This window comes from Novosphingobium sp. KACC 22771, assembly GCF_028736195.1.
In the GTDB taxonomy this organism is placed as follows: domain Bacteria; phylum Pseudomonadota; class Alphaproteobacteria; order Sphingomonadales; family Sphingomonadaceae; genus Novosphingobium.
This window is the reverse complement of sequence record NZ_CP117881.1, coordinates 497,364-513,183: the sequence shown is the minus strand read 5'-3', so window position 1 is coordinate 513,183 and position 15,820 is coordinate 497,364. Positions and strand designations below refer to the sequence as shown.

Annotated in this window: 15 protein-coding genes; 5 read left to right on the top strand and 10 right to left on the bottom strand. The window is 63.0% G+C overall.

Annotated features, from left to right (window positions below; all coding sequences use genetic code 11):
* Positions 1-34: 34 nt before the first annotated feature.
* The 3 genes from PQ467_RS02355 to PQ467_RS02345 are packed head-to-tail and all read right to left on the bottom strand — an operon-like array spanning position 35 to position 3,315.
* Positions 35-1,045 (bottom strand): LacI family DNA-binding transcriptional regulator, encoded by a 1,011-nt coding sequence (locus PQ467_RS02355; protein ID WP_274174962.1) that lies wholly within the window; start codon positions 1,043-1,045, stop codon positions 35-37.
* 20 nt (positions 1,046-1,065) lie between these two features.
* A complete protein-coding gene (locus tag PQ467_RS02350; RefSeq protein WP_274174961.1) occupies positions 1,066-2,751 on the bottom strand; it encodes a GMC oxidoreductase in 1,686 nt (561 codons plus the stop codon).
* Positions 2,752-2,772: 21 nt separating this feature from the next.
* Complete coding sequence (locus tag PQ467_RS02345) at positions 2,773-3,315, bottom strand: gluconate 2-dehydrogenase subunit 3 family protein (protein WP_274174960.1); 543 nt, start codon at positions 3,313-3,315, stop codon at positions 2,773-2,775.
* Between the two features lie 92 nt (positions 3,316-3,407).
* On the opposite strand from PQ467_RS02345, the gene PQ467_RS02340 reads away from it, so the two are divergent.
* The 4 genes from PQ467_RS02340 (at position 3,408) to PQ467_RS02325 (ending at position 7,939) form a co-directional block, all read left to right on the top strand.
* Positions 3,408-4,643 carry a nucleoside permease gene (locus PQ467_RS02340; RefSeq protein ID WP_274174959.1) on the top strand — a complete coding sequence of 412 codons (1,236 nt, stop codon included), beginning with the start codon at positions 3,408-3,410 and terminating at the stop codon, positions 4,641-4,643.
* Entirely contained in the window at positions 4,643-5,620 is a 978-nt protein-coding gene (locus PQ467_RS02335; protein WP_274174958.1) for a sugar phosphate isomerase/epimerase family protein, read from the top strand. Before PQ467_RS02340 ends, PQ467_RS02335 begins: the two co-directional genes overlap by 1 nt.
* Positions 5,621-5,757: 137 nt before the next feature.
* Entirely contained in the window at positions 5,758-6,873 is a 1,116-nt protein-coding gene (locus PQ467_RS02330; protein WP_274174957.1) for a Gfo/Idh/MocA family protein, read from the top strand.
* A 13-nt stretch (positions 6,874-6,886) separates the two neighbouring features.
* Complete coding sequence (locus tag PQ467_RS02325) at positions 6,887-7,939, top strand: sugar phosphate isomerase/epimerase family protein (protein ID WP_274174956.1); 1,053 nt, start codon at positions 6,887-6,889, stop codon at positions 7,937-7,939.
* 55 nt (positions 7,940-7,994) lie between these two features.
* On the opposite strand, the gene ribA is transcribed toward PQ467_RS02325, so the two are convergent.
* The 7 genes from ribA to PQ467_RS02290 form a co-directional block, all read right to left on the bottom strand.
* Entirely contained in the window at positions 7,995-9,044 is a 1,050-nt protein-coding gene (gene ribA / locus PQ467_RS02320; protein ID WP_274174955.1) for a GTP cyclohydrolase II, read from the bottom strand.
* Positions 9,044-9,832, bottom strand: a complete 789-nt coding sequence (locus PQ467_RS02315) for an exodeoxyribonuclease III (protein WP_274174954.1) — start codon at positions 9,830-9,832, stop codon at positions 9,044-9,046. Before PQ467_RS02315 ends, ribA begins: the two co-directional genes overlap by 1 nt.
* A gap of 278 nt (positions 9,833-10,110) precedes the next feature.
* Entirely contained in the window at positions 10,111-10,752 is a 642-nt protein-coding gene (locus tag PQ467_RS02310; RefSeq protein ID WP_274174953.1) for a LolA family protein, read from the bottom strand.
* 90 nt (positions 10,753-10,842) lie between these two features.
* The gene (rpmG, locus tag PQ467_RS02305; RefSeq protein ID WP_168603399.1) at positions 10,843-11,010 is read right to left on the bottom strand and encodes a 50S ribosomal protein L33; all 168 of its coding nucleotides are present in this window, start codon (positions 11,008-11,010) and stop codon (positions 10,843-10,845) included.
* A gap of 159 nt (positions 11,011-11,169) precedes the next feature.
* Positions 11,170-11,448, bottom strand: coding sequence for a hypothetical protein (locus PQ467_RS02300; protein WP_274174952.1), 279 nt, complete (start codon positions 11,446-11,448; stop codon positions 11,170-11,172).
* Positions 11,449-11,558: 110 nt separating this feature from the next.
* Complete coding sequence (locus PQ467_RS02295) at positions 11,559-12,374, bottom strand: undecaprenyl-diphosphate phosphatase (protein WP_274174951.1); 816 nt, start codon at positions 12,372-12,374, stop codon at positions 11,559-11,561.
* Between the two features lie 32 nt (positions 12,375-12,406).
* Positions 12,407-14,269 (bottom strand): ABC transporter transmembrane domain-containing protein, encoded by a 1,863-nt coding sequence (locus tag PQ467_RS02290; RefSeq protein WP_443192970.1) that lies wholly within the window; start codon positions 14,267-14,269, stop codon positions 12,407-12,409.
* A gap of 200 nt (positions 14,270-14,469) precedes the next feature.
* Here PQ467_RS02290 and PQ467_RS02285 point away from each other — a divergent pair, with 200 nt between their 5' ends.
* Positions 14,470-15,696, top strand: coding sequence for a polyhydroxyalkanoate depolymerase (locus PQ467_RS02285; protein WP_274174950.1), 1,227 nt, complete (start codon positions 14,470-14,472; stop codon positions 15,694-15,696).
* Positions 15,697-15,820: the final 124 nt, after the last annotated feature.

Genomic DNA, 15,820 nt, shown 5'->3' with positions numbered 1-15,820 from the left:
CGCCCCTCTAACCACTTCAGTTATTCGATGCAAGTCAGTCCTGCGCCCCGGAAGAACGCCTGACGATCAACTGATGCGCCAATACAACACTTTGCTGTGTAAGGGGCTTGCCATGCAGCATGGCGTGGATCATCCGCATCGCCGTTTCGCCCAATTCATTGGTGGGCTGGCGAATCGTCGTCAACGGGGGTGATGCATAGGCGCCAAAGCGCAGATCATCAAAGCCCACGATTGCAATATCGCCCGGAATATTCAGCCCTTTTTCATGGATCACCTGCAGCGCGCCGATCGCCATTTCATCATTGGCGCAAAACACCGCATCGGGCCGAGAGCCCGCTTCAAGCAGGCGAAGCATGGCCTTGTGGCCCGATTCGATGGTGAAATCGCCCTCGACAATCCACCCCGGCTCGGGAGTCAATCCGGCCTCGACCATCGCCGAGTGATAGCCCCGCAAACGGTCCGCACAGAGCGAATTGGCCATCGGCCCGGTTATCGTGGCGATGCGCTTGCGCCCCACCTCGATCAGATGCTGCACCGCCAGCTTGGCCGCCGCGACATTGTCGATCACCACATGCGGGCAATTCAATCCCGCATAGCTTTCACACGCCAGCACCAAAGGCATGGGCAAAGGCTTGCCCGCCTTGACCGTGGCGCGCACCACCGAGGGCAGCAGCGAGCCGAGCAGAATCAGCCCGTCCGCCACCCGCGAGGTGACCATTTCGGCATAATAATCCAGCCGTTCCTGCTTGGCCTGCGTCTCGCCGATCAACACCCGATAGCCCAGCTCATGCGCGACATTTTCGATGCTTTGCACGATTTCGGAAAAGAACGGGTTGGCGATTTCGGGGACGATCACGATGATCGCCTCATGGCGTGGCCGCCGCAATTGCTGGGCAATCGCGTTGGGCACATATTTCATTTCGGCAATCGCCTGATTGACCGCATCGCGCTTGGCCGGACGCACCGCCTCCGGTTCACGCAGGGTTCGCGAAACCGTGGCCACCGAGACGCCTGCACGCTTGGCAATATCGCGAATGGTGACCACGCTTTGCTGTAACCCCTCTATCAGATCGTGCCTGCCTTCAGAAGTTCCGAAGCATAATTGGCCGCCCGCGCCGACATCGCCATATAGGTCAGCGACGGGTTCTGGCAACCGCTCGACGTCATGGCCGCGCCGTCGGTGACAAACAGGTTGGGCACGTCATGGGCCTGATTATGCTTGTTGAGCACGCTGGTCTTGGGATCGGCGCCCATGCGCGCGGTGCCCATTTCGTGAATGCCCAGGCCCGGCGGGTGCAGCTTGCCGCTTTCGCGAATGATGCGTCCGCCGGCGGCCGTCACCATGGCCTTGGCGTCCTCCAGCATGCGGCGGCCCAGTTCCTTGTCATTCTCGCCATGCTCGCAATGGATGTTGAGCACCGGCAGGCCCCATTCGTCCTTCTTCGTCGCGTTCAGCGTCACGCGGTTTTCCGGATTGGGCAGCATTTCGCCAAAGCCCGCCAGCCCGACCATCCAGGCCCCCGGATGGCGGATGCGCTCCTTCAACTCGGCGCCCACGCCCGGCGCACCCATGGCCACGCCGTGCCAGCCCTGACGCATCACCCGGCCCTGGAAACCATAGCCGCGCAGATAGCTCTCGTTCTGACCATCAAGATTGCGATAGCGGGGGATATAGATGCCGTTGGGGCGGCGGCCCCGGTGGAAGGTTTCCGGGCCATCCATGATCGCCATCACGCTGGGGCCGTAAACGTGGTCCATCAGATTGCGGCCCACCTGGTCCGAACTGTTGGCAAGGCCGCGCGGATTGGCCTCATTGGCCGATTGCAGCAGCACCTGCGCGCTGCCGATGGTCGAGGCGCACAGGAACACCACCTTGGCCTCATAGGTCGTAGCCTTCTTGGTGTTCTGGTCGATCACGCGCACGCCGGTCGCCTTGCCGGTTTTCGGATCGGTGATGATCGAATGCACGATGGCGTCGGTCACCAGCGTCATGTTGCCGGTGCGCTCCGCCGCAGGCAGCGAGGAGGACAGGCTGGAATGATAGGCGCCGAACGAGCAGCCGCGTTCGCACAGCGAGCGGTACTGGCACGGATTGCGGCCCAGTTCGATATGGTGCGGCTGAGGCTGGGTCAGGTGGGCGCAGCGGCCCATGATCACCTTGCGGCCGCCAAAATTCTTCTCGACCGCCGCCTTGAACAGCTTTTCGCCATCGGTCATCGGCATCACGGGCAGGAATTTGCCGTCGGGCAATTGGGCCAGACCATCGTTTTCGCCCGACACGCCGATGAAGGTTTCCACCTTGTCATACCACGGCGCCAGATCGGCATAACGGATCGGCCAGTCCACGCCATGCCCATCCCGCGCGTTCGAGCTGAGGTCCATTTCGGAAAGGCGATAGGTCTGGCGCCCCCACATGATCGAGCGGCCGCCCAGATGATAGCCGCGAATCCAGCTGAAAGGCTTGTTTTCCGGGGTTTCATAGGGGTGCTGGCTGTCCTTCACCCAATATTGCTGGGTGGCGGTGTTGACCGCATAGCACTGGCGCTGGATCGGATAGTCCTTTTCCAGCACTTCCTCGGGCACGCCGCCGCCGGTGGGCAGATCCCAGGGCTGCATCCAGTCATTATAGGATGCGCCATGCTCAATCTTGCGGCCGCGCTCCAGCACGAGCGTCTTGAGGCCCAGTTCGCACAATTCCTTGGCGGCCATCCCGCCGCTCATCCCAGAGCCGATAACAATGGCGTCAAACATTTTACTCTCCCAGAATGCTTATCAGCCGACGTTATGGCCAGCCCAGGCGCGCGTTTCCTTGGTCAGCGGGATCGAAGGCTCCCATGCGCCGGGCACATGTTCATAGCGCAGTTCGACCGTGGCCCCCGGTTCGCTCATGTAATAGGCGGTCACCAGCAGGTCCTTGAGCTTGTAGTAATCGGGATTGGAGAAGTTCTCCAGATCATAGCCGGTCAGGAACGTCTTGCGCGCCGCCGGGGTCAGCAGCGCAAAGGGCTTGCCGGTCTTGGCGCGGGCGGCGGTGTCGATGGCCTTCAAGGCGGCGATATGGGCCGCGCGATGCGCCGGATTGGCCCAGTCACGCAGCAGCCCGTCCACCGTGGCGGGCACCTTGGCCTGAACCGCGCCGGGCGTGTCGGTGCGCGGAATCAGCGTATCGCAGACCGCGGCCAGCAGCGCGGTGGTGGGCGCGTCAAGGAGCGATGGTTTTTTGGCCGCAACAGCCAGCGCGTCAGCCGGCAGCGCGGACAGTCCGATAAGTGCCGCAAGACCTTCCAGCATGTGACGGCGATCGAGTTCGATCATGCCCAACTTCTCCTCTTCCCGAAATTTGATTCTTGACCGATGCCATCGCGTTCTGGCAACGTTTACAAAAATATGGGACAGAGGACGAGGCCTTGTCAACAACCACTTCAACGCAGACCCGAAAAATAAGCCTTTTCATCATGATGGCGCTGCAATTGGCCATCTGGGGGGCTTGGGCGCCGAAACTGTTCCCTTACATGGGCATGCTCGGCTTTTCCGCAGGACAACAGGCACTTGTCGGCTCATGCTGGGGCATTGCCTCAGTCGTGGGCATCTTCTTTTCGAATCAGTTTGCCGACCGCAACTTTTCGGCGGAACGCTTTTTGGCGGCCAGCCATCTGATCGGCGGCCTGTGCATGCTGGGCGCGGCCTATTCGACCGCCTTCATGCCCTTCTTCGCTTTCTATCTGGCCTACAGCCTCGTTTATGTGCCCACCCTGTCGGTCACCAACACTATCGCCTTTGCCAATCTCAAGGAAGGCAAGGATTTCGGCACCGTCCGCGCAGGCGGCACCGTGGGCTGGGTCATGGCTTCGTGGCCCTTCGTGTTCATTCTGGGCGCGCATTCGGGGCCGGAGGAAGTCCGCTCGATCTTCATCGTGTCGGGCGTCATCTCGCTGGTGCTGGCGGCCTTCTCGCTGACCCTGCCCCATACGCCTCCCAAGAAGGGCGGCGATGATGTCGACGCGCTGGCATGGCGGCGAGCGCTGGGCCTGCTGAAAAAGCCCTTCGTGGCGGTGCTGTTCTTCGTCACCTTCATCGATTCGGTCGTGCATAACGGCTATTTCGTGATGGCCGACGCCTTCCTCACCAACCGCGTGGGCATTGCGGGCAACCTCTCGATGGTCGTCCTCTCGCTGGGCCAGATCGCCGAAGTGCTGACCATGCTGGTGCTGGGCACGGTGCTGGGCCGTCTGGGCTGGCGCAAGACGATGATCGTGGGCATTCTGGGCCATGCGGCGCGCTTCCTCGCCTTCTCGTTCCTGTCGGACAGCGTGGCCGCGATTGTCGCGGTGCAATTGCTGCACGGCATCTGCTACGCCTTCTTCTTCGCCACGGTGTACATCTTCGTGGACGAAGCCTTCCCCAAGGACGTGCGTTCGAGCGCGCAGGGCCTGTTCAACCTGCTGATCCTTGGCATCGGCAATATGGTGGCCAGTTCCTTCTTCCCCAACCTTGTCGCACGGCTGACCGGGGTGGACGGCGTGGTCGACTATCGCACGCTGTTCCTTGTGCCTGCCGGCCTTGCCACGCTGGGCGCGCTGGTGCTGGCCTTTGCTTTTCACCCGCCGACGGCCGCACCGGCCGGGGCTTTGGAGGACGCCTGATGACCATCCAACTCAACCGCCGCGCCATGATGGCCGCGCTTGGCGCAACCGGCCTTGCCGCCGCCGCCCCGGCCTTTGCCGCGCCCAAAACCGCAACGGGCCGCAAGCCCCTGTTCAAGCGCATCAACAAGCCGCTGGGCGTCCAGCTCTATGCGCTGGGCGAGGCGGCGCAAAAGGATCTGGGCGGCACGCTCAAGCGCCTCGCCGCGATCGGCTATACCGATTTCGAACTGCCCGGCCTCTATGGCCGCAGCCCCAAGGACCTGCGCGCCGATGCCGATGCGGCGGGTGTGCGCTACGGCTCGATCCATATGGGCCTGCCCCAGCGCCTGCCCCCCGGCTCGCTCACGCTGATGAGCAGCCCGCAGGAAATCGCCGATGCGCTGGGCACGCTGGGCATCCGCAAGGCGGTGCTGCCGATGCCGCTGCTGCCTGATGATTTCAAGATGCCCACCAGCGGCAATGTGCGTGAGGCTCTGGTCGCGGCCGTCGATGCGGGCGGGCTGGACATGTGGAAGCGCATGGGCGGTCTGCTCAACGAACGCGCCCTTGCGCTGCGCCCCTATGGCATTGATCTGGGCTATCACAACCACAACATGGAATTCCGTCCGCAAGGCGGCACCACGGGCTGGAACGTGCTGCTGGGCGAACTGGACCCCAAGCTGGTGTTCCTTGAACTCGACCTTGGCTGGGCGGCAGCGGGCGGGCTGGACCCGGCGGCCGAAATCCTTCGCCTCAAGGGGCGGATCAAGATGGTCCACCTGAAGGACATCAAGGCCTCGACCAAGATCAACTATGCCTTGGGCCAGGACCCGGCCGAAGTCGGTCAGGGTATGCTCAACTGGCACAAGATCCTGCCCGCCTGCGTGGAATCGGGGGTCGAGAATTTTTATGTCGAACAGGAAGCGCCCTTCACGCGCGACCGGTTCGATTCGATGAAGATCAGCTACGATTATCTGGCCAAATTCGTGGCGTAACAGGTGCGGGGCGACCACGGGCGGGACAATCCCCCCGATGGTCGCCCGACTTGACAGATTTGCCGAAGCATGAATAAATCAGAACCACAATTCTGATTACTGGCAGGCCAGAGCTGCCTGTCCCCTGGGAGATGACAATGCGCCGCTTGCGGATGGGAATGATCGGTGGTGGGCCGGGGGCGTTTATCGGCCCGGTGCATCGGATTGCCGCGGAAATGGACCGCGAGATCGAACTGGTGGCGGGCGCCTTCAGCTCCAGCGCGGAAAAGTCGCGCGCGGCGGGCGAGACCTATCGCATTGATCCGGCGCGGGCCTATGCCGATATCGCCACCATGCTGGCGCAGGAAGCCCAGCGCGCCGATCCGATTGACTTTGTGGCGATCACCACGCCCAACCACATGCACCTGCCCGCCGCCAAGGCCGCGCTCGAGGCTGGCTTCGCGGTGATCTGCGACAAGCCCGCAACAACCACGCTGGCCCAGGCCCATGAACTGGCCGCGATCGTGGAAAAGGCGGGCAAGCCTTTTGCCCTGACCTACACCTATTCGGGCTATCCGCTGGTGCGCGAGGCGCGGGCGCGCATCGCGGCCGGTGCGCTGGGCGCGATCCGCAAGGTCGTAGTCGAATATCCGCAGGGCTGGCTGTCCAAGCCCGACACCGGCAAGCAGGCCGAATGGCGCGGCGATCCGGCGCGGTCCGGCGTTGGCGGCTGCGTGGCGGATATTGGCGTCCATGCCTTCCATCTGGCCGAATTCATCACCGGGCTGCAGGTCACGGAAATCCTCGCCGATTTGGGTACGGTCGTTCCCGACCGCCGCGTCGATGACGATTGCCAGATCCTGCTGCGCTTTGCGAACGGTGCGCGCGGCGCGCTGCTGGCCAGCCAGATTTCGGTGGGCGAGCGCAATGGCCTGACCATCCGCATCTATGGCGAAAAGGCGGGCCTGCGCTGGCGTCAGGAAGATCCGAATATGCTCTGGATCTATCACGATGACGGCCGCAGCGAGCTGGTGCAGGCGGGCGATCCGGGCCTTGGCGCCGACGCGTTGCGCGCCAGCCGCACCCCCGGCGGCCACCCGGAGGGCTATCTCGAAGCCTTCGCCAATCTCTACCGCGACTTCGCCCGGCAAATCCGGGGCGAGGAAGGCTCGCTGGTCCCCGGCATCGCCGATGGCCTGCGCGGCATGGCGCTGATCGAACAGTCCGTTGCGCTGTCCAAAGCGGGCGCGGGCTGGACCAAATTCACGGTTTAAAAGGACCGATTTTATGAAGACCATCAAAGGCCCCGGCATTTTCCTCGCGCAATTCGCGGGCGATGCCGCGCCGTTCAATTCTCTGCCCGCGATTGCCGATTACATGGCCGGGCTGGGCTATAAGGGCATCCAGATCCCCAGCTGGGACGGGCGCCTGTTCGATCTGGCCAAGGCGGCGGAAAGCCAGACCTATTGCGACGACATCAAGGGGATGCTGGCTGACAAGGGGCTGGAAATCACCGAACTGTCGACCCATTTGCAGGGCCAGTTGGTCGCGGTTCACCCGGCCTATGACGCACAGTTCGACGGCTTTGCCGCCGAGCATGTGCGCGGCAATCCCGCCGCGCGTCAGGCTTGGGCGGTCGAACAAATGCACTTCGCCGCCAAGGCTTCGCAGCGCCTCGGCCTGACCACCCATGCCTCCTTCCCCGGCGCGCTGGCATGGCCCTATGTGTACCCATGGCCCCAGCGTCCCGCCGGTCTGGTCGAGGATGCCTTTGACGAACTGGCCCGCCGCTGGAAGCCGATCCTCGACGTGTTCGATGAAAACGGCGTCGATATCGGCTTCGAACTGCATCCGGGCGAGGATCTGCACGATGGCGTGACCTTCGAGATGTTCCTCGAACGCGTCAACAATCACCCGCGCGCCAACATCCTGTATGATCCGTCGCATTTCGTGCTGCAATGTCTGGATTATGTCCAGTTTATCGACATCTACCACGAACGCATCAAGTGCTTCCACGTCAAGGACGCCGAATTCCGCCCCTCTGGCCGCAGCGGCGTCTATGGCGGCTATCAGAGCTGGGTCAACCGTCCGGGCCGTTTCCGCAGCCTTGGCGACGGTCAGGTCGATTTCGGCCAGATCTTCAGCAAGATGGCGCAATATGACTATGCCGGCTGGGCTGTGCTGGAATGGGAATGCGCGCTCAAGCATCCCGAAGTCGGCGCGGCCGAAGGCGCCCCCTTCATTGCCAAGCACATCATCCCTGTCACCGAACACGCCTTTGACGATTTTGCCTCGGGCGGCGAGGATCGGGAATTGAACAAGCGCCTGATGGGGCTTTGATCGACGGGGCGGCATGCGGGGTCACGCATGCCGCCATCGCGTCCAACGTTTCTGCTTAAAGAAAATGGCCTGAACGGTCCCGCTTGGTCGCCAGATAGCGCGCATTGTGCGGATTGGCAGGCAAGGCATGGGCCACACGCTCGATCACGTTCACGCCCACCGATTTGAGCGTTTCCACCTTGGCGGGGTTGTTGGTCATCAACCGGATGCCATGCACGCCAAGCAGGTCGAGCATCCGCGCCGCCACCGGAAAATCGCGCGCCTCATTGGGCAGGCCCAGACGCTGGTTGGCGTCCACCGTATCAAAGCCCTGATCCTGAAGCTGATAGGCGCGCAGCTTGTTGACGAGGCCAATGCCCCGCCCTTCCTGACGCAGATAGAGCAGCACGCCCCAGCCGCCGTCATTGGCCTCATCCGCCATCGCGGCCAGCGCGGCGTCAAGCTGCGGCCCGCAATCGCATTTGAGACTGCCCAGCACATCGCCCGTCAGGCATTCGGAATGCAGCCGCACCAAAGGCACCCGGTCCGCGCTCTGCCGCCCCAGAACCAGCGCCACATGCTCGCGCAAATCATCCAGCGCCCGGAAGGCGACGATCTGCGCGCTCTCACACACCGAAACGGGCAGGCGGGCGCGACTGGCAATGCTCAGGTGGCGCGGGTCTTTCCAGTCCTCCAGATCGGCGGCGGAAACCTCCTGCGCTTCCTCCACCCCGCTGGGATCGACGAGGAAGGCGGGCAGGACCCCGGCCAGCCGCGCCAGTTCCATCGCGGCCACGGCGCTGTCATGATCGGCAATCGGCTCGGCCAGAAACGGCCCCTTGAGCGGGTTGGCCAGATCGAGCGCGGGATCCCCCATCGCCCGGGCCAGCGTCAGATCGAAAGCTTCTGCGCCGCGAATCAGCACCGGGCTTTCCGGCTCTGCCGCATCGCGCTGGTTGGCCAGTTTGAGCGTTGTGGCCCGCGCGGCGGAAATCAGCATCCGGCGCGAGGCCACGCCCGCCCCAAAACCGGTTTCCGCAGGCAGCAGCACCCACGGGCCGATCCGCACCGCCCAACCATGGCGCAGCGCATCGAGCGCCCGCGCAACCCGCCGCGTCGCGCTCATTACAGATCAAACTCGGTGATGAGCGGCACGTGGTCCGAGCATTGCGTCCAGTCGCGCGCGTCCTCGAACACGCGGTGGGCGCGGGCCTGCGCCGCCACGCTGGGCGAGCCCCAGATATGGTCGAGGCGGCGGCCCTTGTCGTTAACCCGCCAGTCCTTGGCCCGATAGGACCACCAGGAATAATAACGCTGGGGCGCGGTGATCAACTGGCGGCCGATATCGACAAAATCATGCGCGGCCCTGAAACGCTCCAGCGTCTCGACCTCGATCGGCGTATGGCTGACCACCTTGAGCAGCGCCTTGTGGCTCCACACATCGCTTTCCAGCGGCGCGATGTTGAAATCGCCAAGGATGATCGTGGGATCTTTCACGGCCCCTGCCCATTGCGTCATGCGCTCAAGGAAATCGAGCTTCTGGCCGAACTTGGGGTTGATCTCGCGGTCAGGCTCGTCGCCGCCCGCCGGGATATAGACGTTTTCAATCACCACGCCGCTGTCGCTCAACCGCACGCCGACGTGGCGCGCTTCGCCATTGGCCTGCCAGTCGTGGCGCGACACCTCGGTAAAGGGGATGCGGCTGACCGTCGCCACGCCGTGATAGCCCTTTTGCCCATGCACCGCCTGATAGGTATAGCCCAGATCGGCAAAGGCCTGCGCGGGAAACAGTTCGGCCACAGTCTTGATTTCCTGAAGGCACAGGACATCGGGCCCATGCTCCTTCAGATAGCGTTCGACCAGCGGCATACGCAGCCGCACCGAGTTGATGTTCCAGGTGGCAATAGAGATCATGGCGCTGGCCTTTAGAGCATAGCGGGCAAAGTGGCACCGGATTTTTGCGTGGGTGAATAAAGAAAACCCTCGCTCCCCGGGGGCATGGGGAGCGAGGGTTCGTGTGTGCGTTCGTCACGCTGACATGCGGATCTCGTTAGAGATGTGGGCAACAGGGGGGAAAACCCACCAACTCGTCCGCCTTGTCGAAGACCTGTATAGGCCGCTTTGCCTTGCTCTCTTATGAACGAGATCGCCAGCATTGTCGCAGATTGTCACAAGTGTGAAATTTAAGCGTATCAGTGGCGGCCGCCCGGGCGGACATCGACATAGCGGAACAGGTCATCGCCCAGTTCGACGCCATATTGATGGCCCGACAGGATAATCGTGGTGCGCCGATTCTGCGCATCCACCGTTTGCCAGCCAACCAGTTCCATCCCGCCCGGCACACCGGCCTTCTGGGCAAAGCTGAGCGTCATGACGCCATATTCGGGATGCATGCGGTCGGTCACGCGGATGTTGGTGACATGGGGGTCGAGGCTGGGCAGCAGCGTGCCGTATTGCGCCACGTCCTTGGCGGGGTTGAGCAGCGCGCCCATCGGACTCTTGCCGATCGGCCAGCGTTGGGTCTGCTTGACCTCGGAGTCGATGATGGTCAGCGCCTTGCCGTCCGAAATGATCAGCACCGGATAGCCGCGCTGATACTGGAACCGGATCTTGCCGGGCCGCTTCAGGCTCAGCACGCCGGTCACCTGCTGGCCGGTGGCTTCCGAGCGCTGAACGAAACTGGCACGCATCGTGTCGATCCCGCGCAGCGCGGTAACGGCCTGAGCAATCGTGGCCGCCGGATTCGCGGCCGGTGCGGCCAGAGCGGGGGTGGGCACAGCAAGCGAAAGGGCCGCCGGTCCCGCAACCAGCAGCCCCATGGCCAGGCGCAGCATTTTAACACGCGGCGCCAAGTGATTCGGTAAGTTCTGAGCGTTTGTCATGCCCGCGCTTATACAGACGCAGGCTTGAACCGCTCCTGAATCTTACTTGATCTTGGCTTCCTTGAATTCCACGTGCTTGCGGGCAACGGGATCATACTTGCGGAAGCTGAACTTTTCCGTGGTGTTGCGCGGGTTCTTCTTGGTCACATAGAAGAAGCCGGTGTTGGCGCTGGAAACCAGACGGATCTTGACGGTTGCGGGCTTTGCCATGACACTTTCCTAATTGTTCCAGACCCGGTCCTTGCATCGCTGAGACAGCGGCGCGCCAACCGAGGCAAAATTCACATGAGCCAAGCTGCACCTTGTGCGCCGCGTGGCAAGAGGGTGGCCCCATGCTTTAGCCGGGGCGCAGAGTCAAGCGCGACTTGCCTATCGGCGCTTGTAATATTTGGCATGAACCGGACGGAGCAGCGCCGAGGCGACATGCACCAGCACCACCAGCCCGGCAGCCCCCACCGCCGCAAAGGCGGCATAGGTGCGGTCCAGCCCCTGCAGCAGCGCGCCCGACCCCATCGCCCCCACCACAAAGGCCCCGATGATGCCGAAGCCGGTATCGGCCAGCCGGGTGATGATCCCCACCCGGCGCAGCAAGGCTCCGGTCAACAGGCCGACGATGGCACCGATCAGCAAAAGGGCAAGCAGGGTCATGGCGCGAATCCTTTCCGGTTTCAGGATACTACAAACCTGCGCAAACACTTATGCGTCTTTTGGGCGAAGGGCCCATCGATTCGCGCGATTTTTGGGCCGGACCGGCGCTTTTACCCCGCGTGGCTCAAAGCATAGATCGCCACCGCGCCCGCGATGATGCGATAGATGGCAAAAGGCGTGAAGCCGCGACGGCTGATATAGGTGACAAAGCCCTTGATGACGGCCAGCGCCACCACAAAGGACACGACAAAGCCCACCGCGATCTCGCTAAAGCCCACAGCCGACGTGCCCGCGGCCAGCTCCTTGTGATGGCTGGCCAATTGCAGGACCGTTGCGCCCAGCATCGTGGGAATGGCCAGAAAGAAGCTGAATTCGGCCGCCGTCGAGCGGTTGATGCCCATGCACAGCGCGCCCATGATCGTCGCGCCCGAACGCGACACGCCCGGCACCATGGCCAGACATTGCACCAGCCCGACACCAAGGCACTTGATCACCGGCAATTGGCCGATGCCGACATAATCGCCGCCCTTGGCAAAGCGTTCGATGGCGATGATCGCCACGCCGCCCACCACCAGCGCCCATGCCACCACCATCGGGCTTTCGAGCAGGATGTCGATCTTCTTCTTGAAGATCAGCCCCAGCACCACGGCCGGGATGAACGCCACCAGCAGGTTGATGATGAACTGGATCGCGGTCTTTTCGCCGCGAATCAGGCCAAGGCCCACGGCCCAGAACGTGCGCCAATAGAGCACGACCACGGCCAGAATCGCGCCCAGCTGGATCACGATGTTGAACACCGACCATTGCGCATCGTCATAGCCGAACAGCTTGGCCGCAAGGATCAGGTGGCCTGTCGAGGAAACCGGCAGAAATTCCGTCAGGCCTTCAACAATGCCGAGCAGGATGGCGGTGACTAGCAAGGGCATGAATTGTCCTTAATTTTGGCGAGAGAGGAAAATCACGCTTCGCCTGCAAAGGCGCGTTCGTCAAATTGCAAACTTGCAAGACGGGCATAAAGTCCGCCCGCCTGCGTCAATTCCTCGTGACGGCCCACCTCGACGATGCGCCCGCCCTCCATCACGACAATCCGGTCGGCCTGACGCACGGTGGCCAGCCGATGGGCGATGACCAGCGTGGTGCGCCCCGTCATCAGGCGGTCGAGCGCATCCTGCACCAGACGCTCGCTTTCCGCGTCCAGCGCCGATGTCGCCTCGTCGAGCAGCAGGATCGGCGCATCGCGCAGGATCGCGCGGGCAATCGCCATGCGCTGGCGCTGGCCGCCCGACAGGCGCGCGCCGTTTTCGCCAAGGAACGTGTCCAGACCCTCGGGCAGATCGCGCAAAAAGCCCTCGGCATTGGCGGCGCGGGCCGCTTCCCAGATCGCCTCGTCCGACGCGCCCCAATTGCCATAGCGCAGATTGTCGCGCGCGCTGGCGGCAAACAGCACGCCCTCCTGCGGCACCAAGGCCATGCGCTGGCGAATTTCCGCCGGATCGGCGCCCGTCAGCGGCACGCCGTCCAGCTTGATCGCCCCGCCCTGCGGATCATAGAACCGTTCGGCCAATTGGAAAATCGTCGATTTGCCCGCCCCCGAAGGGCCGACAATTGCCACCGTCTCGCCCGGCTCGACCTTGAGGTCGAAATTGGCCAGCGCGGCCACTTCGGGGCGCGTGGGATAACGGAAGGTCACGTTCTCAAAGCTGATCTGCCCCCGCGCCGGGCTGGGCAGGACAATCGGCTTGGCAGGCGGCGCAATCGCGGGCCGCTCATTGAGCAGTTCGGACAGGCGGCTTGCCGCGCCGGCCGCGCGCACCAGATCGCCATACACCTCGGTCAACGAACCAAAGGCCCCCGCCACCAGCGCGCCCGTCAGCACGAATTGGGCGATGATCCCTCCCGAAATCTCGCCCGACGCCACGCCCGCCGCCCCGCGCCACATCAGCAGCACCAGCGAACCCAGCACCAGCAGCGTCACCACGCTGGTCATGGTCGAGCGGATCTTGATCCGGCGCAGCGCCGTACCGAAACTGCGCTCGACGGCGGCGGCAAAACGGTCGCTCTCGCGGACCTCCTGATTAAAGGCCTGCACAATGCGCGCCGCACCCAGCACCTCGGTCACCATCGCGCCGATGTCGGCGATGCGGTCCTGGCTGGATCGCGATTCGCGGCGCAGGCGGCGGCCAAACCACACGATCGGCCCCACCACCACCGGAATGGCAATCACCAGCATCCCCGTCAGCTTGGGCGCGAGGAAGAAGAGGATGGCAATGCCGACAATCGCCGTAATCGCATTGCGCAGCGCCACCGAAACCGTCGTACCCACCACCTGCTCGATCAGCGCGGTGTCGGCGGTCATGCGGCTGGAGATTTCCTTGGGGCTGTTTTCCTCAAAGAAGCTGGGCGGTTGGCGCAGCAGGTTGCGCTGAACGGCCAGCCGGATATCGGCCACCACGCGTTCACCCAGCCAAGAGACGTTGAAGAAGCGCACCGCCGTGCCGATGGCCAGCACCACCACCATCCCCAGCAGCGTTTCAAACCAGCGGTCGATGGTCGCCGGATCGCTCCCGCGCGAAAAGCCCTTGTCCACCACTTGGCGGAAACCCCAGGGCACGCTGGCCGTGGTCGCCGAGGTGACGATCAGCGCCGCCCCCGCCATCGCCAGCCGCCCCGGATAGGCCACCGCCGCGCGCCATACCATGCGCAGCGGGCCAAGATCCTTGGACGGCTTGGGGGAAACGGCGGCCTCGCCAGCGGCGCCATCTTGCGCGCCAGATGGCATCGGGGCGGAGGAAACGGGGGTTTCAGCTTGGCTCGCGGACATGGGGCAGCGCCCTATAGGATTTTTAGGCGGTTTGGAACCGGGCAAGCAAAGAATGGTTAGCAAGATGAGGGGCGCATATTGCTCCGACTACTGACCAGTTCGCACCGGCCCGATTGCAAGATTGAAGGATTATCGCGATATGTATGACAACAATCCGATGGCGTACATTCCCCTAGAAACGCCGCGCAAGGGATAAGTTGATGTTATACAACGCTTATGAAATGCAACGCAGCCTGCTTTCGGGCGCCAGCGCCTGGGCATCGGTCATGGCTGAGACACTGACGAATCCGGCCAATCCGATGGCCGCGCTCGGTTTGGGGCAGGTAATGGCCTCGGCTCTGGATGTTTTTTCCCATGCCGCCATGCCGCGGGGCAAGCCCACTTTCGGCATCGAATCCGTGACCGTCGACGGCGCCTCGCATGGCGTGACCGAAGCGATTGTGCTGCACCGCCCCTTCGGCAATCTGCTGCGCTTCAGCCATGACGGGCTGCCCGCCGATGCGCCCAAGCTGCTGATCGTTGCGCCGATGAGCGGGCACTATGCCACGCTGCTGCGCGGCACGGTGGCGCGGATGCTGGAGCGCAGCGTGGTTTACATCACCGACTGGGCCGATGCAAAGATGGTGCCGATGGAGGCCGGGCGCTTTGATCTGGACGATTACATCGACTATCTGATCGGCTATCTGGAGCATATCGGCCCGAACACGCATATGCTGGCCGTGTGCCAGCCTTCGGTGCCCGCCTATGCGGCCACCGCGATTATGGGCGCGGCCAAGCATCCCTGCCGCCCGCTGACACTGACCATGATGGGCGGGCCGGTGGACACGCGCGAGGCGCCCACCAGCGTCAATGACGTGGCCGTCACGCGCCCGCTGAGCTGGTTTGAGCATCATGTGATCGCCACTGTGCCGCTGCATTACCCCGGCGCGGGCCGCAAGGTCTATCCCGGCTTCCTGCAACTGGCCGGGTTTATCAGCATGAACCTGCATTCGCACATGATGAGCCATTGGCAGATGTTCAAGCATCTGGTCGAAGGCGATGGCGACAGCGCGGATTCGACCAAGGGCTTTTACGAGGAATATCGCAGCGTCTGCGACATGACCTCGGATTTCTATCTGCAAACCATCGAGCATGTGTTCCAGAAGCATTCGTTGCCCAAGGGCGAATTTGTCCATCGTGGCAAGCCGATCGATCTGGGCGCGATCACCGACACCGCGCTGCTGGCGGTCGAGGGCGAGCGCGACGATATTTCGGGCATCGGCCAGACCCGCGCCGCGCTGACGCTGGCGCATAACCTGCCCGAGGCGAACAAGCGTTATTACCTGGCCGAGAGTGTGGGCCATTACGGCATCTTTAACGGCGGCAAATGGCGCGGAAGGATTGCCCCTGTGGTCGAGGAATGGATGGCGGCGCATCCATCGCGTTGATTCACCGCGATTCTGAGTAAAACGGTCGGTGTTACGATTCGGCACAGTAAAAATGCGGGATGGTTAACGAGTCTACACCAGTAAAAACCCGCATGATAGCCACGTCGCCATCCAACAGGAGGAG